The organism is Gloeocapsa sp. DLM2.Bin57 (assembly GCA_007693955.1).
GTDB lineage: Bacteria > Cyanobacteriota > Cyanobacteriia > Cyanobacteriales > Gloeocapsaceae > Gloeocapsa.
In genome coordinates, this window is sequence record RECR01000098.1 from 13,083 (window position 1) to 35,157 (window position 22,075).

Sequence of the window (22,075 nt, forward strand, 5' to 3'; positions counted from 1 at the left end):
TGAGGCAAAGTATGGAGAGAAGCAAATGGCATCAGGAGTAAATTATACAGAAATATACGAGCAAGCAGAGAGAGCCTATTTAAACGGTAATTATCAACAAGCAGCATCAATAATTGACCAGATGATACAGGAATTTCCCGAAGATCCTAGTGTACTGCTGCTAAGAGGTCATATTTATTGTTATGGATTACAAGATTATGAAATAGCTAAACAACAATATCAGTTAGTGATAGAATTAACAGATAAAGCTGATTTTCTAGGTTTTGCGCGGGATGGTCTCAGACGTATTCAACAAATGTACGACGACTCAGATCCTACCCAAAGCACTATGGGCATTAATAGCGCCTTTAACAATCGACAAACAGGTAATAGTATTTATGATGAACCAACGGCTTATCAGCAATCTCGTTTTAGTGAAGCTTTTGGTTTAGATACTAGTGGTAACACCCCTCATTCAACTGCTCAACAACCAAACGAAAGCGGTAATTATACTAACCCTTTTGGAGATGAAGGGGATATGGAAACTGAGCATAATTGGCAAGAAACAATAGATCGTAAAACTTCAGAATTTCCCTTCTTTGAACCAGAAGCGATCTCAGCAATGAGAGAAGATTTAGAAGGAGTGGACGAAGACGAAGCTCCCACCTTTGTAGTATCTTCAGCTTTAGAAGAAATGCCTTCATTTGAAGATATCTTTGAGGAACATTCAGGAAATGACAATGATTACAGTTCAGAATTAGACCCCATTGAAGATAACATGGCAACTAACGCCGTGAAAAGAGAATTAGTAGAGGATATCTCAGGGAATTTAGATTCTTTCGACGAGCGAGACTTTTCCGAATTAGACTCAGAATTTTCTCAAGAATTACCAGACTCAGGATTATTTGAAGACTCTCTCGACGAGGAAGACGAAGGTACAGTTAACTTTGATTTAGAAACCGTCAACCGTACAGAAATTCCCAATCAAGCTAAATTAAGAGAACCAAAAGAAAATATAGTCACAGGCTTTATTGGCACTAATGAGATTACCGCTAAACCAAGTAGTGAGATCAAATTAGGCGCATTAGGACCATTTTTTAATGCACCGATTAGAAGTAAAGAATTAGTAAAAGCAGCAACCGTTGGGGTAGTTTCAGCTTTAGCGGTTATGTTTACAGGAATAATAACCACAACACCTTTAACAGAAGACACCGACACCAGGTTTTTCCCCCTAACCCCTTCAGGAGGTTTAATTACCTTAGTAGCAGGTTTAACCGGATTTAGTAGTAGTTTACTCCTCGGAGAATTAATCAGTAGAGAAGTTAAACGTTATAAACAAGATTTACTCATTCAATTTAACGCAGTCTGTCAAGGAGATTTGAACGCCAAAGCAACCGTTTACTCAGAAGATGAATTCGGGGAAATCGCTTCAGGATTTAATCAAATGGTGAGAGTAATTAATACCACCATTACCGAAGCACAAAGAAGATCAGAAGAAACAGAACGCGATCGCGAAGACTTACAACGTCAGGTAATTCGTCTTCTCGATGAAGTAGAAGGAGCAGCTAGAGGAGATTTAACCGTTAAAGCTCAAGTAACAGCAGACGTATTAGGAGCGGTTGCAGACGCCTTTAACCTAACTATTGAAAATTTACGGGAAATTGTCCGCCAAGTAAAACAAGCGGCTCAACAAGTACACCAAAGCTCCACCGATAGTGAATCATACGCGCGTAATCAATCTAGCGACTCTTTACGCATGGCAGAAGAATTAGCCGTAACCCTCAACTCCGTACAAATGCTCACCGAATCCATTCAAAGGGTAGCCGAAAGCGCTAGAGAAGCAGCAGCAGTAGCCCAATCCTCAGCCTTAACCGCTAGAAAAGGTGGGGAAGCGGTAGAAACAACTGTAGCAGGTATCTTACAAATTAGGGAAACAGTATCAGAAACCACGCGTAAAGTTAAACGGTTAGCAGAAGCTTCTCAAGAAATCTCTAAAATCGTCGCTTTGATCAATACTATTGCCTCTAGAACTAATTTACTCGCTTTAAACGCTTCCATTCAAGCAGCTAAAGCAGGGGAAGCAGGTAGAGGTTTTGCCTTTGTAGCTGATGAAGTTAGACAGTTAGCCGATCGCTCAGCTAAATCTCTAACTCAAATCGAACAAATCGTTTTACAGATTCAAAGTGAAACAGGCTCTGTAATGACAGCGATGGAAGAAGGACTACAGCAAGTCTTTGAAGTAGCCGAAAAAGCCGAACAAGCTAAAGGCTCACTCGAAGACATTATTCAAGTAACCAACCGTATTGACTCTTTAGTACGTTCCATTTCTGCAGATACAGTAGAGCAGAGAGAAAATTCTCGCGCAGTAGCCCAAGTAATGCAATCAGTTGAATTAACCGCCCAAGAAACCTCTCAGGAATCTCAAAGAGTCGCAGGCTCGCTACAAAATCTAGTTAGTATCGCTAAAGACTTACTAGCCTCGGTAGAACGTTTCCGTATTGACCAAGATAATAAAGTCTAACTAAGATTATAACCGCAACTAGAACAAAAGCGATCACCCTGATTAACCTTAGCCCCACAACTAGGACAAAAGCGTTTAGTAGCAGAATTACTAGTTCCCATATTCATCTCCATATTACCCATTTTTAGACTCATTCCCCCCATAGGTTGCATAGGTTGCATAGGCTGCATGGGTTGCATGGGTTGCATAGGCTGCATGGGTTGCATCGGTGGTATATTAGCTTGAGGCATATTATCAATTTCCGTTAAAGGTAATACTCTGGCATTAATCATGCTACTCTGATTACCCTGAATTTGAATAATCTGTTCTCCATTAGCAGTAAAGATTTTAAGTACTACATTAGCAGAATTTTGTAATATTTGAGGTGGTGCTGTCCAAGGACCAGTAGTAAAGGAATTACTCGCTTGTTGTTGTTGTCCTGGACCACTACTAACAATGGTAAAAATAGTTTGGTTATTTTGATTATCTAAATAAACTAATTGACCTGTGCCAAGTTCGGATACGTAAGGCATAATAACTGCTATGAAAAAAATTAATCTCTACTTTAGTCTAACCTAAATGCAAAAATTAGTTATAGCAATGAGCAGTCAGGCATTGACAAACTCTCGCCTTGTCCAAATGGCTCATCACTTTATAAACAAGACCTTTTACTCTCTTTGCCTGAGTACCTTTTGCCTCTTGCCTTGCCCTCCGCGCTATATTCTGATCATCACAACCATGATCATAACTATTATTTTTTCTCCGGGAAGTTATTCTCAGGAAAAAAGCGAACTCAGGGGAGTCTGGCTAACCAATATCGATAGTGAAGTATTATTTTATCCCGAACAAACCGCTAATGGTATTAATAGACTAGCTCAATTAAATATCAACACCCTTTATCCGGCAGTTTGGAACTCAGGATATACCCTTTACCCTAGTAAAGTTGCTCAAAATACCATAGGCAAATCTATTGACCCGAGTTTAACCCTAGGAGATCGAGATATTCTTCAAGAAGTCATTAACCACGGACATAACCAGAATATGGCTGTTATACCTTGGTTTGAATTTGGCTTTATGGCCCCTGCTGAGTCAGAATTAGCTAAACTCCATCCTCATTGGTTAACCCAACGTCTCAACGGTGAGACTATCTGGTTAGAAGGTAATATTCATCCCCGTGTTTGGTTAAATCCTCTACACCCGGAAGTACAACAATTTATTAGCGATTTAGTTGTGGAAATTGTCAGTAAATACGATGTCGATGGTATCCAATTTGATGACCATTTTGGTTATCCCGTGGATTTTGGTTATGACGATTGGACTATTAACTTATATAAACAAGAACATAACGGTAAAATGCCACCCCAAGATTATCAGGATTCAGAGTGGATTGGTTGGCGCGCTGAAAAAATTACCCAATATATGGAAAACTTATTTAAGAGTATTAAGATAGCTAACCCAGGGGCGATCGTTTCTGTTTCTCCCAATCCCCAGGGATTCTCTTTGAATCAATATCTTTTAGACTGGGAAACTTGGGAAAGAAAAGGCTTAATCGAAGAACTAGTTTTACAACTCTATCGTAATAATCTTAGTGACTTTAACAGAGAATTAAATCAACCCGAAGTTATTGCCGCGCGAGGGCATATTCCCGTTAGTATAGGTATTCTCACAGGACTCAAAGGACGTCCCATACCCTTTACACAGATAGAAGAACAAATAGAAACAGTTAGAGAACAACAATTTGCAGGAGTATCCCTCTTCTTTTACGAGAGTTTATGGAATTTAAGCACTGAACCTCCCGCAGAACGTCTAAAAAGCTTTAAAAAGGTATTTTCAGCAGCAGTCGAACGACCTAGGTTATGATAATGATACTATTAGGTAGAGACGACTCGATCGCTTTTACCTATGTAGATTATGCAAACTCTGGATAAACTCAATCAAAACCCTCCCACAGATCCACTACTAGATAGTACCATTCACCGACGTAAAACACGCCCTGTGCGAGTAGGAGACGTGATCATCGGTGGTGGCTATCCCGTAGTGGTGCAATCGATGATTAACGAAGACACTCTTGATATAGAAGGTTCAGTCGCTGGTATTCGGCGTCTCCACGAAAGCGGTTGTGAGATAGTTCGTGTCACCGTACCTAGTTTAGCCCATGCCAAAGCTTTAGCCGAAATAAAACAAAAACTAGCTCAAACTTATCAACCAGTGCCCTTAGTAGCCGATGTGCATCATAATGGCCTGAAAATCGCTCTAGAAGTAGCTAAACACGTAGATAAAGTCAGAATCAATCCTGGATTATACGTGTTTGAAAAACCCAAAGCAGATCGTCAAGAATATACAGAAGCAGAATTTACCGAAATTGGGGAACAAATCAGACAAACCCTTGAACCTTTGGTACTATCTCTCAAAGAACAAAATAAAGCCATGCGTATTGGTGTCAATCATGGTTCTTTAGCTGAGAGAATGTTATTTACCTATGGGGATACACCCGAAGGGATGGTAGAATCTGCCTTAGAATTTATCAGAATTTGTCAATCTCTGGACTTTCATAACCTAATCATTTCTCTGAAAGCTTCTCGTGTTCCGGTGATGTTAGCCGCTTATCGTCTCATGGTGAAAAGAATGGACGAATTAGGTATGGACTATCCCCTACATCTAGGCGTAACCGAAGCAGGAGACGGCGAATATGGGCGTATTAAATCTACTGCGGGTATTGCCACACTTTTAGCTGAAGGAATCGGAGATACTATTCGTGTTTCTCTTACCGAAGCACCAGAAAAAGAAATACCAGTCTGTTATAGTATTCTCCAAGCCTTGGGATTACGTAAAACCATGGTAGAATACGTCGCTTGTCCTTCCTGTGGTCGTACCCTATTTAACCTAGAAGAAGTCCTCCACAAAGTCAGAGAAGCTACCAAGCATTTAACAGGTTTAGATATCGCCGTTATGGGTTGTATCGTTAACGGACCCGGGGAAATGGCTGACGCTGACTATGGTTATGTAGGGAAACAAGCAGGTTATATATCTCTTTATCGTGGTCGAGAAGAAATTAAGAAAGTACCCGAATCTCAAGGAGTACAAGAGTTAATTAACCTGATTAAAGCCGATGGTCTTTGGGTAGATCCTTAACAACGAAAAGGGGCGCTCTGGCGCCCTTAAGGGTTCGCAGGAAGGGGTTAGGTATTAGGTACTATTATTCCTATATAATATAACATGCTCCCCGTCTCCCCCTCTTCCCTCTTCCCTAAACTCAAAAGGGCAATTATAATCTTATTTAATAACCATATCCCAAAATAAACTGATTTTTTTAAGAATTAGGTTACTTAAATTAATTGATTCTCCTTAGTAACTAAAGTTATTTAACTTTATATTAAAAGGTCTTAAAAATAAGAGAATATTTTCTCAAAAATAACTATTATATAAACATAATGAATAGTTAAAGATAAATCGAAATAGCGAGGCGGAGAGGAGAACCAAATCAGTATTTTGATATAAACTATTTAACCGTAAAAATACGGAAAAGTCAACAAGTCATTCTTAATAATGGAGACTAAAATAATGGCTACTGAAGAAAAGAAAAAAGAGAATCGTTTACGCTTAACTAATTTAGCTTTATTAAGCCTTGCTGCAGGAGCTTGGGACATTCTAGGCAAAAAAGGAGTTAACTCCTTTAGTAATCAAATGGGAGACCAAATCCTGAAAGTTATGGAACAAGAAATGGGCTTAGAAATAGCAGGAGAAGATCCCGAAACAGTTTTAATGGAAGTTAGTCGTATCTTTATCGATGAGTATGGTTTTGCTAGTGATATCGATATTGAAAAAGTAGATGAAGAAAATTTCCGCATCAAAGTACACAATTGTGTCAACCGTAGTTTTACTGATAAATTAGCAGAAGCAGGAGTAGAACACCCCTACATTTGCCCCATTATGAACGCTAGTCGCTCCGCTTTAAAACGCATGGGTTATAAAGTCCAACAAAACATTAGTAAATGGCCCGAAGGTAAAGGCTCAATCATTGAGTTTAGCAAGATTTAACCCAAAGGGGCTGACGCAAGATGAAAGATCCCATTATCCTACCGAGTAAAAAAACTCTCACACCCACAGAAGATAGTTACTGGAAAGACTTATTGTATCGAGTTACCAAAATTGGTACAGAGTTAGAAGTAGCACCACCCAAAAGAATCAAGCGCGCGGTGTTTGAAGAGGAGATTAACCAAGCTCTCGAACCCTCCCATAGTTTAGATAAGCTCGGTTGTAATGGAGTCTTAGACGTCACACCAGAACATTGTGGTATCGAAATCAGAATCATTGGTCGTCAACCCCATTTTCGTAAACTGCAAGAACAATATAGTAAAATATTCCAGGTTCTACAGGATAAAGGTGCTCGTCCTAAAGCTACCTGTGGGCTTCATTTTCACCTGTTAACTCCTGGTTTAGGAGAGCCTGTACCAGAATTAATTTTAGCCAATCTCTGGAATTTGACTCGTCGTTACGCACCAGAATTGAAGTTTATCACCTCTGGGGGAGAAAAAAGAGAGAGTCTCTGTCGTCGTCGTAATCACAATAGTCACCTAGAAATGGTTAATCTCTCTCCTGGTATGATGAGTATCAAAGAGATAAAAACTGCTCTCAAAAAAAGTCATCGAGTCCCTGAACATCAGAATTTTCTTAACCTCGAACACATTGATTTTACCGAAACAGGTGATATTTTTCCCTTTCACATAGAGTTTCGTTTTCCTGATGCTGATTTTTCCGCTACTGCAATCACCGCTAAAACTTTTCTATTTTTAGCTATGCTACTCAAAGCCGTTGACTTGAGTCAATATGGTGTGATTCATGTAGGAAAAGTACAAGCTTGGCGACGGAAGGTGGAAATATTAGACGAACTTAGTAATAATCAAGGTAATTTAGCAGCAAGTGATACTAGTGGCGTAACTGATGAGATGATTGAAGAACTACGACAGGGCTGTTATGAGTTATTGGACTTATTAGCCCCTACCTTTAATCGTTTTATTGATAATCCCGCTTTAGATATCTTAACAGCTTTGGCTGAACAACCAATCTCTCTGATGCGCTGCGCGGGTTATGATTGGACAGAAATAGAGTCGATTTTAGCTAATAGAGCCAATCAAGACGAAATAGGATTTGATGAAACCGATCGCCGTCTGATGCAATGTATAGAATTGGGAGAATGGGATAATTTAGCCTCCCCTGACGCTTGGCGTTGGCACGCCGCCCGTAATCTCTATCTTACACCTCAAAGTCTAGAACGTCGTCTGCAAGAATTGGATAAACTGCGGGGTTTGTCCTGGGATTCCCGTCAAGGTAAAATGGTCTTTCAAAGCTAGTCATTATGTGTGGAATAGCTAGTGTCTTTTTATATCCCGAACAGCGATCGCCCCAAGTCTGGTCAGGAATTCGGTCAAATTTTACCGCTAATCTGCTGTTTAACGAACAACGAGGAGAAGCAGCTACAGGTTTAGCGATAGTCAATCGCTATGGTGAAACCTCTATTTATAAACAACCTCTTCCGGCTCATAAATTTATCGCTACTGAAGCTTATCAAACGCTCTTACAAGGAATTAATCAAGATACTGTCTTGATCTTAGGTCATACCCGCTTACCTACACAAGGTGCTGCCGAAGATAACCGTAATAATCACCCTCTACAAGCAGGCTCTATTTATGGTATTCATAATGGACATATTCACAACGATCGTCTCTTATTTGACCGTTGGGGTTTTCCAAGAGAAGCTGAGGTAGATAGTGAGATTATTTTTCGTTTACTCGCCGATTGTAGCGCTAATTGTCCAGAAGAAATCGAGCTTTTATCCTTATTTAAACTGAAATTAAGCAGTCTGGAAGGAAAATACACTTTTTTAGCCACAGATTCTCGTATTCCCGAAAGACTATTAGTGGTTAAACACAATAACCCTATTTCTCTACATTTTTGTTCAGAATCAAATACCCTGATTTTTTCCTCTAGTTATATTTTCTTGCGTAAAATGTTTGGTAGAGTGGTGATCAATGAATGTTTACCCAATCACCATCTCGCTTTATTTAGAATAGAATATCTCACTGAGTTAAAATCTACTCCCTGGAAGCTTTTGAATTTACAAGAATCTTAAGAAAAAACAAATTTTATTAGTAGTGAGTAAAGATAGATTTAAGATGTAAACAAAGTTATTTTAAATAAAAAAATGGGTAACTCATTATACATTAATACCGTAGAACCAGATACAGGTAAAGCTTTAATCGCTTTAGGAGTAATCGAATTATTATTAAGAAAAACCTCAAAAGTCGGCTTTTTTAGACCAATTATCATTAAACCAGAATCTGGCCAACAAGATGAAGATATAGATTTAATCTTAAATCATTTTCATCTCAATCAAAGTTATGCTGAATCCTATGGTTTATTTTATCGAGAAGCTAATGAGTTATTGGTTCAACAAAAACAGGATGAACTTTTAGAGATAATTATTAGTAAATATAAAGCTTTAGCGAATAAATGTGATTTTGTTGTTTGTGCAGGTTCAGATTATATCGGAGAGAGTTCAGCTTTTGAATTTGATTTAAACAAGGAAATAGCTAAAAACCTCGGTTCTTCAATTTTATTACTAGGAAATGCTGATAAACCTAATATAGAAGATAGTCTGACTGCTATAGAAATGGCGGTTAAATTCTATCAAAATAATGATTGTTCTATTCTGGGGATAATTATGAATAAAGCTAACCCAGATTTAGTAGATAGTTTATATCAAACTCTGAGTTTACAGTACCAAAAGCAAGGTTATTTAATCGCTGTTATTCCCTATAATCAAGCTTTAGTTAGTCCGAGATTGACAGATATAATTAGTCAATTAAACGCAGAAGTACTCTATGGAGAACATCGTTTACATAGTTTAGTCTCAGGTTTTATTATCGCCGCAATGCAAGTCCAACACGCGATCACGAGAATTAAAGAAGGTTGTCTAGTAATTACTTCAGGAGATAGGGGAGATATAATTATTGGTTCACTCCAAGCTAATCAATCCTCTAATTATCCTAATATAGCAGGAATTTTACTTTCTACAGGGTTAAAACCTTCTTCATCTATTACTAAATTAATCGAAGGTCTCTACGATCCTCTACCTATTTTAGCGGTTAATCTTGATACTTATGAAACAGCAGCTAAAATTAATAAAGTTCATGCTACCTTGACAGCAGAAGATACCGAAAAAATTGCTCTATCGATTAAAATGTTCGATGAGTACGTTTATCTCGATAAGTTAGCGACACAGATAAGGGATATTAAACCTAATGGTATGACTCCCAAAATGTTTACCTATAATCTGGTAGAGTTAGCTAAATCTAATCCTAAACATATCGTTTTACCAGAAGGACAAGAACCACGTATATTAAAAGCAGTCTCTACTCTAGTTGCTCAAGGTATTGTTAAAATAACTCTATTGGGTAAAAGGTTTGAAATTGAGCAAAATATCATTAAACACGGGATTCAATTAGATTTAAATCAAGTCAACGTTATTTATCCCCCAGAAAGCGAAAAATTAACAGAATATACCGAGATATTATATCAATTGCGCAAGCATAAAGGCATGACACTAGAAATAGCTCATGATTATTTGATGGATGTTTCCTATTTTGGGACGATGATGGTTTATACTGGAGACGCAGAAGGAATGGTATCAGGAGCATTGCATACAACTCAACATACCGTTAGACCTGCTCTACAAATTATTAAAACTAAACCAGGTTTTTCGATTGTATCCTCGGTCTTCTTTATGTGTTTAGAAGATAGAGTGTTAGTCTATGGAGATTGTGCGATTAATTCTGATCCTACCTCCTCAGAATTAGCCGAAATAGCGATCGCTTCTGCTGAAACTGCTCAAGCTTTTGGTATAGAGCCAAGAGTAGCCTTATTGTCTTATTCTTCGGGTGATTCAGGAAAAGGTGAAGCAGTAGAAAAAGTGAAAGAAGCTACTAAAATAGCTAAACAACTGCAACCCTCCCTAAAATTAGAAGGACCAATTCAATATGACGCTGCTGTAGATCAAGCCGTAGCTGCGCAAAAATTACCAGGTTCAGAAGTCGCAGGAAAAGCTACAGTATTGATTTTCCCTGATTTGAATACAGGTAATAATACTTATAAAGCTGTACAAAGAGAAACAGGAGCGATCGCCATTGGTCCAGTTTTACAGGGATTGAAAAAACCAGTCAACGACCTTAGTCGCGGTTGTACCGTAGCTGATATTATTAATACTGTGGTGATTACCGCCATTCAAGCCCAAAACCATCGAGAATAAATGCGCTTATTAATTGCTGCTAGTGGTACAGGTGGTCATTTGTTTCCTGCTTTAGCTGTGGCTGAAGAATTATCAGATGTTGAAATTCATTGGTTAGGTGTAAGCGATCGCCTGGAGACATCTCTTATCCCCTCCTGTTACCCTTTACATACTATCTCTATCGAAGGGTTTCAAGAGAAATTTAGTCTCAAAACTCTGTTAATTCTGCAACGGTTTATAGTTGCTATTAATCAGGTCAAAAAAATCCTACAGCAACAACAGATAGATTTAGTATTTACCACTGGTGGTTATATCGCAGCTCCAGCTATTTTAGCAGCTCGTTGGGCGAATATCCCCGTTATTCTCCACGAGTCAAACTATCTCCCTGGTAAAGTTACCCGTTTTTTTAGTCGTTGGTGTGATCAGGTTGCTTTGGGTTTTGCCCAAACTAGTCAATACTTACCCTCTTGTCAAACAGTTTACGTAGGTAACCCTATTCGTCAACAGTTTTTGCACCCCCAACCCCTAGACTTACCTATTCCACCTGATGTACCCTTAATAGTGATTATGGGTGGATCTCAAGGTGCAGTAGCTGTTAATCAATTAGTGCGTGTAGCTGCACCTAAATGGTTAGAAATGGGAGCTTTTATCGTGCATTTGACAGGGAATCGCGATCCTGATTGGCAAAGTTTTCAACACCCCCAATATATCCCTTTAGCTTTTTATGATAATATTGCAGCTTTATTACAACGAGCTAATCTAGCTATTAGTCGCGCAGGATCTGGTAGTTTAACAGAATTAGCCATTACTTCTACTCCCTCTATCTTGATACCCTATCCCTACGCTGCTGAGGATCATCAAACCTATAATGGGCGAATCTTTGCTAATGCAGGGGCGGCTATTTTACTCCCTCAAGCTGAGTTAACCCCCGATATTCTCCAAGAAAAAGTTATCGATTTATTATGGCAATCCCAAGAATCTACCTTACAACAAATGTCCACTCAAGCTGCTAGTTTAGCTATTCCCGACAGTGCGCAAAAAATGGCTACTTTACTCTTGGGTATAGGTGTTAGGGGTTAGGTTGAACGGTGGAACGGTGTTATTATTCCTATATATCATACTTCACTTTCCCACTCTCCTCCTCTCTTCCCTCTTAATTTAATATTTCTGCACCTAACATCTTTTGCAGACGACGATCTAACTCTTTTCTTAACAAGGGATAATCCGTTAACTCTCTATCCACTAAGATTAACTTTTCGGCTGCGTCTCTAGCAAGGTTAAGTACTTCTTGATCTTCTACTAAACTAGCGAGGGCGAAATCTGGTAACCCTGATTGACGTTTCCCTAATACTTCACCAGGTCCGCGTAATTGTAAGTCCATTTCTGAGATAAAAAACCCATCTTGAGATCCTGCTAAAATCTCTAAACGTTGTCTAGCTTCTGGAGTATTATTGCCTAATAGTAATAAACAATAGGATTTGTGACTACCTCTACCTACTCTCCCTCGGAGTTGATGTAGTTGTGATAAACCGAAGCGTTCGGCGTTTTCGATGAGCATAACTGTAGCGTTGGGTACATCTACACCTACTTCGATAACCGTGGTAGAGACGATAATCTGAGTTTTTTGATCACGAAATGCTGTTAAACTCTGTTCTTTTTCCGTTGAATTGAGACGCCCATGGAGTAAACCTATTTGAAAACCCGGGAACACTTGTTCTGATAATCTCTTATGTTCGGCTACCGCGGCGCGTACGTCAAGTTTTTCTGATTCTTCAATCATGGGTAAGATAATATAAGCTTGTCTTCCCTGGGCGACTTCTCGACGGATTAAGTCATAAGCTTGGGTACGTTGTCTCCCTGTGACTACGGTAGTTTGAATCCCTTGTCTTCCTGGAGGTAGTTCGTCGATTTGACTAACGTCTAAGTCACCATGAAGGGTTAAAGCGAGGGTACGGGGAATGGGTGTCGCTGTCATACTTAAGATATGGGGAGAGTTTCCCTTAGCTAATAAAGTAGCGCGTTGTTTAACCCCAAAGCGATGTTGTTCATCAATAACGACTAAACCCAATTTGTCGAAGTTAACCGCGTCTTGAATCAAAGCGTGAGTACCTACTACTAGGGGTAATTCTCCTGTGGAAAGTTGGGCGTAGATTTGACGTCTTTTGGCTGCTTTGGTTGAACCTGTGAGTAATTCTACGGGTAAATGTAAGAGGTTAAACCAGCTGACTATTTTCTGATAATGTTGTTCGGCTAATACTTCTGTAGGGGCCATTAAAGCGGTTTGATAACCTGATTGAATCGCTGCTAAGATGGCAAAAACTCCTACAACAGTCTTACCTGAGCCTACATCTCCTTGGACTAGACGATTCATGGGGGTGGATGATTCTAAATCTTCCAGAATTTCTTGGATAACTCTATTTTGGGCTTTAGTTAGTTGAAAGGGTAATAATTGTTCAAAGGCTGTGATTAATTCTCCCCTAATATTTAAGGTGGGGCTATGTTGTTGGTGACGTTGTTGTTGACGACGTTGTAAAAAGGCTAATTGTAAGTAAAAAAATTCGTTAAATACTAAGCGTCGGCGAGCTTGTGCTAAACTGTTATGGTCTGAGGGAAAGTGAATATTAGCGATCGCTTCTGGTAAGTTGACTAAACCATATTGACTCAATATACTCTCAGGTAGGGTTTCTCTGATTTGATTAACCGCACCTAAAGCGATAATTACACTACTTCTGACTAAATCTGCGGCTACTCCTTCGGTTAAGGGGTAAACTGGTAATAGACGTCCAATTTTCGGAGATTGGATCGTACTATTTGGTCCATTCATTAATTCTATTTCGGGATTGTCGAGGGTTAATCCATATTTATTACCCTTGACTAATCCTGAAGCGGCGACTACTGCGTTAAGAGGATATTGATTTTTGAGTTTATGTTGCCAGCCTTTATTATTATACCTTGTACCCGCATAATAACGATTAAGTTTAATATCTCCAGTGCGATCGCTTAAAACTAATTCAAAAATAGTTAATTTAGGATTTTTAGGACTACTAAAACAATTACATTTTTTCACTCTCCCGAGTAGAGTTACGGTTTCTCCTTCTTGTAAATCAATAATATTAACTTGACGTCCATAATCTACATAATCCCGGGGATAATAAAAAAGCAGCTCTTCAACTTTCGATAACCCTAAATATTCTAGATATTTACTCTTATTTAATCCAATTACTTCAGCTAAGGGTTGGGTTAATTTAGGTTTTTGTGGACTTGTGAGGTTTACGGTTTTGGGTTTTTTAATTTCTGGTGTAGGTGGTGTTTCTAGTTCGAGTTGTAATTGCTGTAGAAATCTACGAGTCTCGGCGACTAGATGTTGTCTTTGAGTGTAGCTTAATTCAGGATAACGGGCAAATTCTGTGGCGATATTTTGCCAATGTCTTTTAGCTTGGGGATTGTCTAGGGGAGGAGTTTGACCAAAACTTAAACAGAGAAACTCACTAAAGCGATATTGACGACCTTGTATATCTTGAAAGTCGTTTTCTACCTCTACTGAGAGGGCTTTTTGTAACCTTAATAATTCATATATTTCTTTTTGGCTCATCTTTTTCTAGTAAACTTACTGATTTTCCCCCAATTTTTAAATTTTAAATGTTAGATTGGATTTGTAGGAGTGAACTTATTGTGTGGTGAAAAAATGACTGTATCTAACTTTTTAGATTTCTTTGATAGTTATTATATATTTGGTGATAGCCTTTCTGATGTTAACAATTTTACAGCATTAGATCCCGTTGGTCCTATTCCACAATTAAATCTCTTTAACCAAGGTCGCTTTACTAATGGTAACGAATCAGAAGGAGTCTGGGTTGATTATTTTACCAATGAATTAAACCTAGAATTAAGCTCTTTTTACCAAGGTGGTATAGCATCCGGAGAAGTAACCGTTGTTGACGGGATTAATTTTGCTCTAGGTGCAGATACTTCAGGCTCTAAAAATATATCACCTTTAGACGAGTTTTTTGATTTAGGACTAACTAATCAGGTAGATCAATTCGTCGATTTAGTAGAAACTGGTATTGTTGAGTCTGTCGATGATAGTCTAATTATCAACTGGATTGGAGCTAACGATTATCTCGATGTTGCTTTAACTCAACCTGATACTGTTGATACTCCCGAAGAAATAACCGATTTTGCTAGTCAAGTTGTTGATAATATTACCTCTTCTTTAACTACTTTCTTAGATTTAGGTGCAGAAGTTATCGTTGTCCCCAATATGCTAGATCTTGGTTTAACTCCTCTAGCTAATCTTAATCAAGTGGCTGAGGTAGTTACCAACCTAAGTATAGCTCATAACGAAGCCCTAGAAACTAGTCTGACCCAAGTCCGAGAAGATTACCCTGATGTGAGAATCATTGAGGTAGATATGTTTGACTTTTCTGGGGAGATTTATCCAGAGTTTGAGAATAATACAGAAGGTGCAACAGAAACCAACCTCTATCCTGCTCCCTTTACCCCTGTTAATCTAGATCCTAATCTGTTTCCTGGTAGTTTAGAGAATTATGAAGCTGCTTCTCAAAGAGCAGAAGATTTTTTCTGGTGGGATAGTGTTCACCCAACCACTGCTGTACATGAATTAGTCTTTGAACACATTCTCGATACTATCACAGGAGAATTAATTACTACTGGAACAAGAGGTGATGATCTTCTCATCGGTAGTAATGGTAAAGAAAGGATTCTCGGTTTCTCTGGTAATGACACCATCACGGGAGGTACAGGTAATGATACCCTTATTGGTGGAGCAGGAGATGATGTCCTCTTGGGTGAGTCAGGTAATGATTCTCTAATCGGTGGTAGTGGTAATGACTTACTTATCGGTGGACCTGGTGATGATACCCTCAATGGTGGTCCTGGTAATGATACCTTAGTAGGTGAATCAGGGGATGATTTCCTCATGGGAATGAGTGGGAATGACTTACTTATCGGCGGACCTGGTAACGATACCCTCAATGGAGGTACAGGTAATGATACTCTCGTTGGTAGTGAAGGGAATAACCTCTTTATCGGTAGTCCTGGAAGTAATTTAATCCATGGGGGAACTGGTGAAGATACTTTACAATATCGCGCTGTTCGTCGTCGCTTTGAATTTGAAGGTACTCCCGAGCTTTTTACCGCTTCTAGTCCCCAATTTGGTACAGATACCCTAATTAATGTGGAATTTATCCAATTTAGAGATGGTTTATTTGCGGTCAGCGATTTGTTATCTTAAGTAGAGTTATGGGTAAGGGTTTTTCACTCTTACCCTCTTTTGAGATAGATTGAGAGAAAATATGGATTATAAACAAGCAGGTGTAGATATCCTCGCTGGTCGTGCTTTTGTTGAACGTATCCGTCAAGGTGTAGAAAGTACCTATCGTCCCGGAGTTTTGGGCAATTTGGGAGGGTTTGGTGGTTGTTTTGAACTTCCCTCGGGTTATCAACAACCTGTACTAGTATCGGGTACAGATGGAGTAGGAACTAAATTAAAAATTGCTCAAGAGGTTAACCGCCATGATACTATTGGTATCGATTTGGTGGCTATGTGCGTTAATGATGTTTTGACCAGTGGTGCTGAACCTCTGTTTTTTTTGGATTATCTGGCTACAGGAAAATTAAAACCAGAACAATTAGCTGAGGTAGTTAGTGGTATTGTCACTGGTTGTAACCTTAGCGGTTGCGCTCTTATTGGTGGGGAAACCGCGGAAATGCCGGGTTTTTACGATTTGGGAGAGTACGACTTAGCAGGTTTTTGTGTGGGAATCGTGGAAAAAAGTAAGCTTTTAAACGGTTCTCGCGTTAATCTAGGAGAGGTGGCGATCGCTCTGACTAGTCAAGGTGTCCATAGTAATGGTTTTAGTCTAGTACGTAAAATTGTAGCTGATCATCAGTTGGATTGGCAGTATCAACCTGATTTACTCGAAGGTTTAACCTTAGCTGAAGCTTTGTTAACTCCTACCCAAATTTATGTCAAACCTGTGTTAAATCTACTTAATTCAGGTGTAGATATTCACGGGATGGCTCATATTACTGGTGGTGGTTTACCAGAAAATGCTCCTCGTTGTCTTAATCAAGGACAATCTCTGTTAATTAATCCTAATAGTTGGGAAATTCCCGGGATTTTTCGTTGGTTAGCCCAAAAGGGAAATGTTCCACCAGAAGCTATGTTTAATACTTTTAATATGGGAATTGGTTTTATTTTGATTCTGCCATCTCAACAAGTAGAATTAGCTTTACAATTATTAGCTAATGATGCTATTAAAGCCTTTAAATTGGGCGAAGTCGTTACAGGTAATCAAGAAGTTCTTGGTATTCCCCATTAATCTTTGTCTGGTCTTTTAGATCCCACAATAACGCGGTTGCGTCCTTTGGCTTTAGCTAGATATAGCGCTTTATCTGCTATATGAATTAAAGTCTCCTCATCTTCGCCATGATTAGGAAAACTTGCTATACCAAAAGAAGCGGTTATTGTCGGTATTTTTTGCTCAAGATATTCCAAATTTAAATTTTTAATAACTATTTGTAGTTTTTTAGCTCTATAAACTAATTGCTTCAGAGACATATTAGGAATAATTATCACTATTTCTTCCCCACCATAGCGACAGATAAGATCTTCTTTACGAATATTATCTTTTAAATAATTAGCTACTTTTTGTAAAACCAAATCTCCCGCTAAATGTCCATAAACATCGTTAATTTTTTTAAAATAGTCAATATCTACTATGATAACACCTAATAATTGTTCGGAATTTTTAGCCTTAATTAGATATTCAGTAAAACTTTTAGTCAAATAACGACGATTATATAACCCTGTTAAAGCATCTCGATTGCTTTGATCTTGTAAGTTTTCTTGCAGTTTTAAATTAGCTATAATCAAAGCTATTTGTTTAGCTGCGGTTTGGGCTAAACTAATTTCTTCTTCTGTAAAATCAGATTCAGTAGCACTATATAGAGATAATAAACCAGTAATTTCTCCTTGAGCAATCATGGGGATACACAAAGTATTATTACCCTGAAAAACTTGTTGATTATGACAACAGTATAACTCAGGATAATTATAATTAGCTTCGTAGATATGACCAGTACGTAAAGCCCAACAATCATCTATATTAAAGTTGGTTAAGCTAACACATTCTCTCCCCCAATAGGATAGTATCTCCATTGTCTGGGTTTGATTATTTAACATAAATACTGCTCCATTAAATTTAGCAAATAATGGTTTCAATAATCCTCCTAGTGTTTTTTTTACTTCCTCGAAATCTTTACATACTTGTAAAAAGTCGTTAATTTTACCGAGTTGATTCATTTCTTGATTACGTAATCTTAACTGACTAATTTGTGACTCTAAAGTCTCGTTTAATTTTAATAAATCCATTTTCGATTCTTTTAACTCGGTAATTTCTGAAGAAATACTGATTATTTGCTTAGGGTTTCCTTCTTCATCTCTATGAAAGACATAGTTAATAGTTTCAAACCAACGCCATTGATTTTTACTATCTTGCAGTCTATATTCTATTTTTAAACCATCTAATTTAATATTTTCAAAAAATTGTGAGCAGTAAACGTTAAATAATTCTATATCTTCCCCATGACAAAGACTTTTGATTAATTTCATTCCCTGATTTTTCAAGTTTTGTATAGGTAAACCCAAGATTTCTGTTAAAGATTGATTACCATAATTTATTTGACCTTCTAAGTCATAAATATAGACAATATTGGGAATTAAATTCAGAACTTTTTCAATAAAATAATTACTTTCTTCTAATTCTTGGGTTCTTTGTTGGATACGGGTTTCTAGTTCGGAATTAAGATTAATATTTTCCTGGATTAAAGCTTCTAACTTTGTGGGAGAAGGTAAACTTAATGCTTGGGGAATAATTGGGATTAATTCAAAAACAGTATAGATAGAAACTAAAGCTGTGATTGCTTTAACTATTCCTGATAACCAATAATGGGGATACCAAAGAGTCCAAATTTCTAGTAAATGTGTCGTTCCACAGGTGAGAATAAAGAAAGAAAAGAGGATAAACATACCCTTAAAGGGTACATCTGTTTTCTTTTGCACATAAACCAAAAAACCAGGAATAGAATAATAAGCTAAAGTTATTGCGCCATCAGAAATAACGTGTAGAGATACTAAATTAGTTTGCCATAAATAACAATGTCCATGAGGGATAAACATTTGATTAAATACCTATAAAAGAGAAACAACAAAAACACCTATTACCATAATAATAGCCCCCATCGCTCTTTCTTTTAAACCTGTTTCTCGCAAAATTAAATAACCCCAAAAAACACTAAATAATACACTAGTTCTTTTGACAGAGATCACTTGAGCTACCATGGCTAAATTAATAGCTTGCATTTGCAACATAACCGCTAATCCGTTAAAGATGCCGATAGGTAATAACACTGGTAAATGTTTAGTAATCTTCAGTGAAAATACCCGACAACGATAGACAACTACTGGTAATAACCCAATGGCAATAAAACTATAAATAGCAATAGACCAAAAAATAGGGGACGAATTTCGTACCCCTAGTTTATCTATATTAGCAGCGATACTCCAAATCATGGCTACTGCTAACATTAGTTTAGCACCATTTTGAGTTAATAAAGCACGAAAGGGAGCTAAATAACCCTCTTTTCTAGATTTGATATTTAATAAATAAGCTCCAAAAACAATTAAGATAATACCCAAACAATCTAAATAACTAGGATACTCTTGCACTAAAATTGGTGAGGTAACAATTAAAAACAAGGGTGTAAAAGTAACCAAGGGAACTGTTAAGGATAAATCCCCTAAATTCAAGGCTTTAATATAGAGAATCATCGCCACAATATTAAGAGATCCTCCAGTAACCAGGGCTAACCAAAACCGCCAATTAAGAGGTGGAATATCAATAAACAATAGAGATGAAAGTAACAGAGGCAGACTTAATCCACTCAATGACCAAATAACTAAATATTCGTCAACTGTTTTTAAACTCCGCTTACTGGTTAAATCTTTAAGAGACTCAAAAAAAGCGGTTAAAATAGCTAAAATTAACCAATTCATAGATAATGAAACCCAGACAAGATACCTAGTATAAGATAGTCTAAAAAAAATCGCCCCTATCTAGACCAAGACAGAGACGATCAACTATTCAGATTAGCTTAGGTATTGAGGACAACTTACATTAGTCCGATTTGAGATAAAATTCCTTTTCCGGTTAAGAGTTCGGTTAAAATTCCGATTAAGAAGCCAAGCATAGCTAGGCGACCATTCCAAGTTTCAGCAAAGTTAGTAAATCCGAGTTTAGCTTGTTTATCTTCCATAATTGCACCTTTTGTTTGATTTGAGTAGTGACTCTTTTGTCAACCTTCTTGATCTAAATTTAACATAGCTTTACAAAAAAAGCAACTTTTCTTTACAAAAAAATTTTAAACGACGAAAATGTCTCTATGAGTCAGAGGTGGTGCATCCCGCAGAGAAGCGATCGCCACTTGGTTAAACCAGAGTCTCCCAGAGTCGGGATTGTAAATTAACCCGTTTTCCTGATTAAATAATTCTGAGGGTAAAAAAGTTCGTGGGGGTAAATCTAAATCAAAATCTCGTCGAGAAATAACGATAATATCTCTACCAGGTTGAAAGTCTCGGATACGTTGGAATCCTACACCAGGTGGAGTTAACACAAAGCGATCGCTACCTACACCACCTGTAAGTATATTATGACCAGGTCCACCAAATAAGAGATCATCTCCTGCACCACCAATTAAGGTATCATTACCTTGAGCACCCCTGATGGTATCATTACCAGTTGTACCCCTAATCAAATCATCTCTAGGACTACCGTTAAAGTTTCCTTGTGTCCTATTTTTGACCTCTCTAACCGCAGCATAAGTATTTAAACGCAAATATTCTAACTCTGTATTTTCTACGTTGTCGTCTTCGTCATCCCCATCAAAGATAGTATCTGCGGTAGTCATTAAAATGTCTCTGATTTGTTGAGGAGTTAATAAACTGTCTCCAAATTCTAAGGCTGCTTGCTGCATTAAAACTACAGTCCCTGTTACCATGGGTGTAGCCATACTTGTACCCGCTTTTGTCCCTAATTCATCTCCTGGAATGGTACTATTAATAACAGCACCAGGTGCAAATAAAAAGTTATCAGCTTGGAGACGTTGACTAAAACTAACCAGGCGATCGCTATCTGTAGAATAATCAATACCACCCGATCGCCACTTTACCCGATTATCTGTTTGATCTTGCCAAGTTGCACCCACAGCTAGGGTACTATAGATAGCAGGAGAAGCTAAACCTGGTTCTTGATATCTGAAATAATGATTACCTCCGGCTGCAACTACGCTAATTCCTTGGGTTTCTAACTCTGTGATTTGGTTAAGTATAAAATCTTCTTCTACTTCATCTACTGAGGTATAAAAACCACTCCCACCAGAGATATTAACCGCGATAATATTATATTCTTCTTGATTTTCTGATATCCAATCTAAAGCTTCAGCTAGGGGGGTGTTGTCACCCTCCCCATTATTAGCAAATACCCTTAAAGGTATCAAACCTACAGCAGTAGCAATACCAATATCAGGATCACTAGCTCCAATAATACCCGCTACGTGTGTTCCATGTCCATCTGTATCGACAATTTCTTCACTATCTTCGAGAAAATCATATCCTCTGCGATAATTAGCTTCTAATAAAGAGTGATTGGTGTCTAATCCAGTATCGATTATGACTACACTAAACCCACTCCCATCTAAACTACTAAACTCGGAGTCGTTACGCAATTGGGTTAAACCAATAATCTCAAAAGCTGAACTCATTTATGTTGTTAAATCCCAAATTCTGATAGTTTTATCACCACTACCACCGGCTAAAAAGCGACCATCCCGACTATAATTTACTGAGTAAACCCAATCAGAATGACCCGTTAAGGTACGTATTTCTCTTCCCGTTGCTACATTCCAAATTTTGATAGTATTATCATCACTACCACTAGCTAAAAAGCGACCGTCGGGACTATAATTTACTGACCTAACCCAATTAGAATGACCTGTAAGAGTACGTATTTCTCTTCCCGTTGCTACTTCCCAAATTTTGATAGTATTATCATCACTACCACTAGCTAAAAAGCGACCGTCAGGACTATAATTTACTGAGTTAACCCTAGCCGAATGACCGGTTAGGGTACGTATTTCTCTTCCTGTTTTTACATTCCAAATTTTGATAGTATTATCATCACTACCACTAGCTAAAAAGCGACCATCCCGACTATAATTTACTGAGTTAACCC

At 38.0% G+C, this 22,075-nt stretch carries 17 protein-coding genes; 10 read left to right on the forward strand and 7 right to left on the reverse strand.

Annotation, left to right across the window (positions count from 1 at the left end; translation table 11 throughout):
- Positions 1 to 25: 25 nt before the first annotated feature.
- Positions 26 to 2,500 carry a methyl-accepting chemotaxis protein gene (locus EA365_12980; GenBank protein TVQ43268.1) on the forward strand — a complete coding sequence of 825 codons (2,475 nt, stop codon included), beginning with the start codon at positions 26 to 28 and terminating at the stop codon, positions 2,498 to 2,500.
- Here EA365_12980 and EA365_12985 read toward each other — a convergent pair.
- Entirely contained in the window at positions 2,497 to 3,012 is a 516-nt protein-coding gene (locus tag EA365_12985; protein TVQ43269.1) for a zinc ribbon domain-containing protein, read from the reverse strand. The two genes, EA365_12980 and EA365_12985, sit on opposite strands and share 4 nt — an antisense overlap.
- Before the next feature lie 106 nt (positions 3,013 to 3,118).
- Between EA365_12985 and EA365_12990 the strand changes: the two genes are divergently transcribed.
- From EA365_12990 to murG, 7 genes are all read left to right on the forward strand, one after another.
- The gene (locus EA365_12990) at positions 3,119 to 4,339 is read left to right on the forward strand and encodes a glycoside hydrolase family 10 protein (GenBank protein TVQ43270.1); all 1,221 of its coding nucleotides are present in this window, start codon (positions 3,119 to 3,121) and stop codon (positions 4,337 to 4,339) included.
- 51 nt (positions 4,340 to 4,390) lie between these two features.
- Entirely contained in the window at positions 4,391 to 5,611 is a 1,221-nt protein-coding gene (gene ispG / locus EA365_12995) for a 4-hydroxy-3-methylbut-2-en-1-yl diphosphate synthase (GenBank protein TVQ43271.1), read from the forward strand.
- A 429-nt stretch (positions 5,612 to 6,040) separates the two neighbouring features.
- Positions 6,041 to 6,517: a hypothetical protein gene (locus EA365_13000; GenBank protein TVQ43272.1), complete on the forward strand. Its 477-nt coding sequence runs from the start codon at positions 6,041 to 6,043 to the stop codon at positions 6,515 to 6,517.
- A gap of 20 nt (positions 6,518 to 6,537) precedes the next feature.
- Complete coding sequence (locus EA365_13005) at positions 6,538 to 7,830, forward strand: hypothetical protein (protein ID TVQ43273.1); 1,293 nt, start codon at positions 6,538 to 6,540, stop codon at positions 7,828 to 7,830.
- Between the two features lie 5 nt (positions 7,831 to 7,835).
- The gene (locus tag EA365_13010; GenBank protein ID TVQ43274.1) at positions 7,836 to 8,609 is read left to right on the forward strand and encodes a hypothetical protein; all 774 of its coding nucleotides are present in this window, start codon (positions 7,836 to 7,838) and stop codon (positions 8,607 to 8,609) included.
- Positions 8,610 to 8,681: 72 nt separating this feature from the next.
- Positions 8,682 to 10,784: a phosphate acetyltransferase gene (locus tag EA365_13015; protein TVQ43275.1), complete on the forward strand. Its 2,103-nt coding sequence runs from the start codon at positions 8,682 to 8,684 to the stop codon at positions 10,782 to 10,784.
- A complete protein-coding gene (gene murG, locus EA365_13020) occupies positions 10,785 to 11,843 on the forward strand; it encodes an undecaprenyldiphospho-muramoylpentapeptide beta-N-acetylglucosaminyltransferase (GenBank protein ID TVQ43276.1) in 1,059 nt (352 codons plus the stop codon). It abuts the gene before it with no gap.
- A gap of 73 nt (positions 11,844 to 11,916) precedes the next feature.
- Here the strand turns inward: murG and recG are convergent, their stop codons facing one another.
- Positions 11,917 to 14,355, reverse strand: coding sequence for an ATP-dependent DNA helicase RecG (gene recG / locus EA365_13025; protein TVQ43277.1), 2,439 nt, complete (start codon positions 14,353 to 14,355; stop codon positions 11,917 to 11,919).
- A 93-nt stretch (positions 14,356 to 14,448) separates the two neighbouring features.
- On the opposite strand from recG, the gene EA365_13030 reads away from it, so the two are divergent.
- Both EA365_13030 and EA365_13035 read left to right on the forward strand, forming a co-directional pair.
- Positions 14,449 to 16,017, forward strand: a complete 1,569-nt coding sequence (locus tag EA365_13030; GenBank protein TVQ43278.1) for a hypothetical protein — start codon at positions 14,449 to 14,451, stop codon at positions 16,015 to 16,017.
- A 61-nt stretch (positions 16,018 to 16,078) separates the two neighbouring features.
- Positions 16,079 to 17,107: a phosphoribosylformylglycinamidine cyclo-ligase gene (locus tag EA365_13035; protein ID TVQ43279.1), complete on the forward strand. Its 1,029-nt coding sequence runs from the start codon at positions 16,079 to 16,081 to the stop codon at positions 17,105 to 17,107.
- Here EA365_13035 and EA365_13040 read toward each other — a convergent pair.
- The 5 genes from EA365_13040 to EA365_13060 form a co-directional block, all read right to left on the reverse strand.
- On the reverse strand, positions 17,104 to 18,966 hold the full coding sequence (locus EA365_13040) for a diguanylate cyclase (protein ID TVQ43280.1): 1,863 nt from the start codon (positions 18,964 to 18,966) through the stop codon (positions 17,104 to 17,106). The two genes, EA365_13035 and EA365_13040, sit on opposite strands and share 4 nt — an antisense overlap.
- Positions 18,967 to 18,978: 12 nt before the next feature.
- On the reverse strand, positions 18,979 to 19,842 hold the full coding sequence (locus EA365_13045) for an EamA family transporter (GenBank protein TVQ43281.1): 864 nt from the start codon (positions 19,840 to 19,842) through the stop codon (positions 18,979 to 18,981).
- A gap of 116 nt (positions 19,843 to 19,958) precedes the next feature.
- A complete protein-coding gene (locus tag EA365_13050) occupies positions 19,959 to 20,102 on the reverse strand; it encodes a high light inducible protein (protein TVQ43282.1) in 144 nt (47 codons plus the stop codon).
- A gap of 105 nt (positions 20,103 to 20,207) precedes the next feature.
- A complete protein-coding gene (locus tag EA365_13055) occupies positions 20,208 to 21,605 on the reverse strand; it encodes a hypothetical protein (GenBank protein TVQ43283.1) in 1,398 nt (465 codons plus the stop codon).
- A partial coding sequence (locus EA365_13060) for a WD40 repeat domain-containing protein (protein TVQ43284.1) occupies positions 21,606 to 22,075 on the reverse strand: 470 nt, incomplete at its 5' end.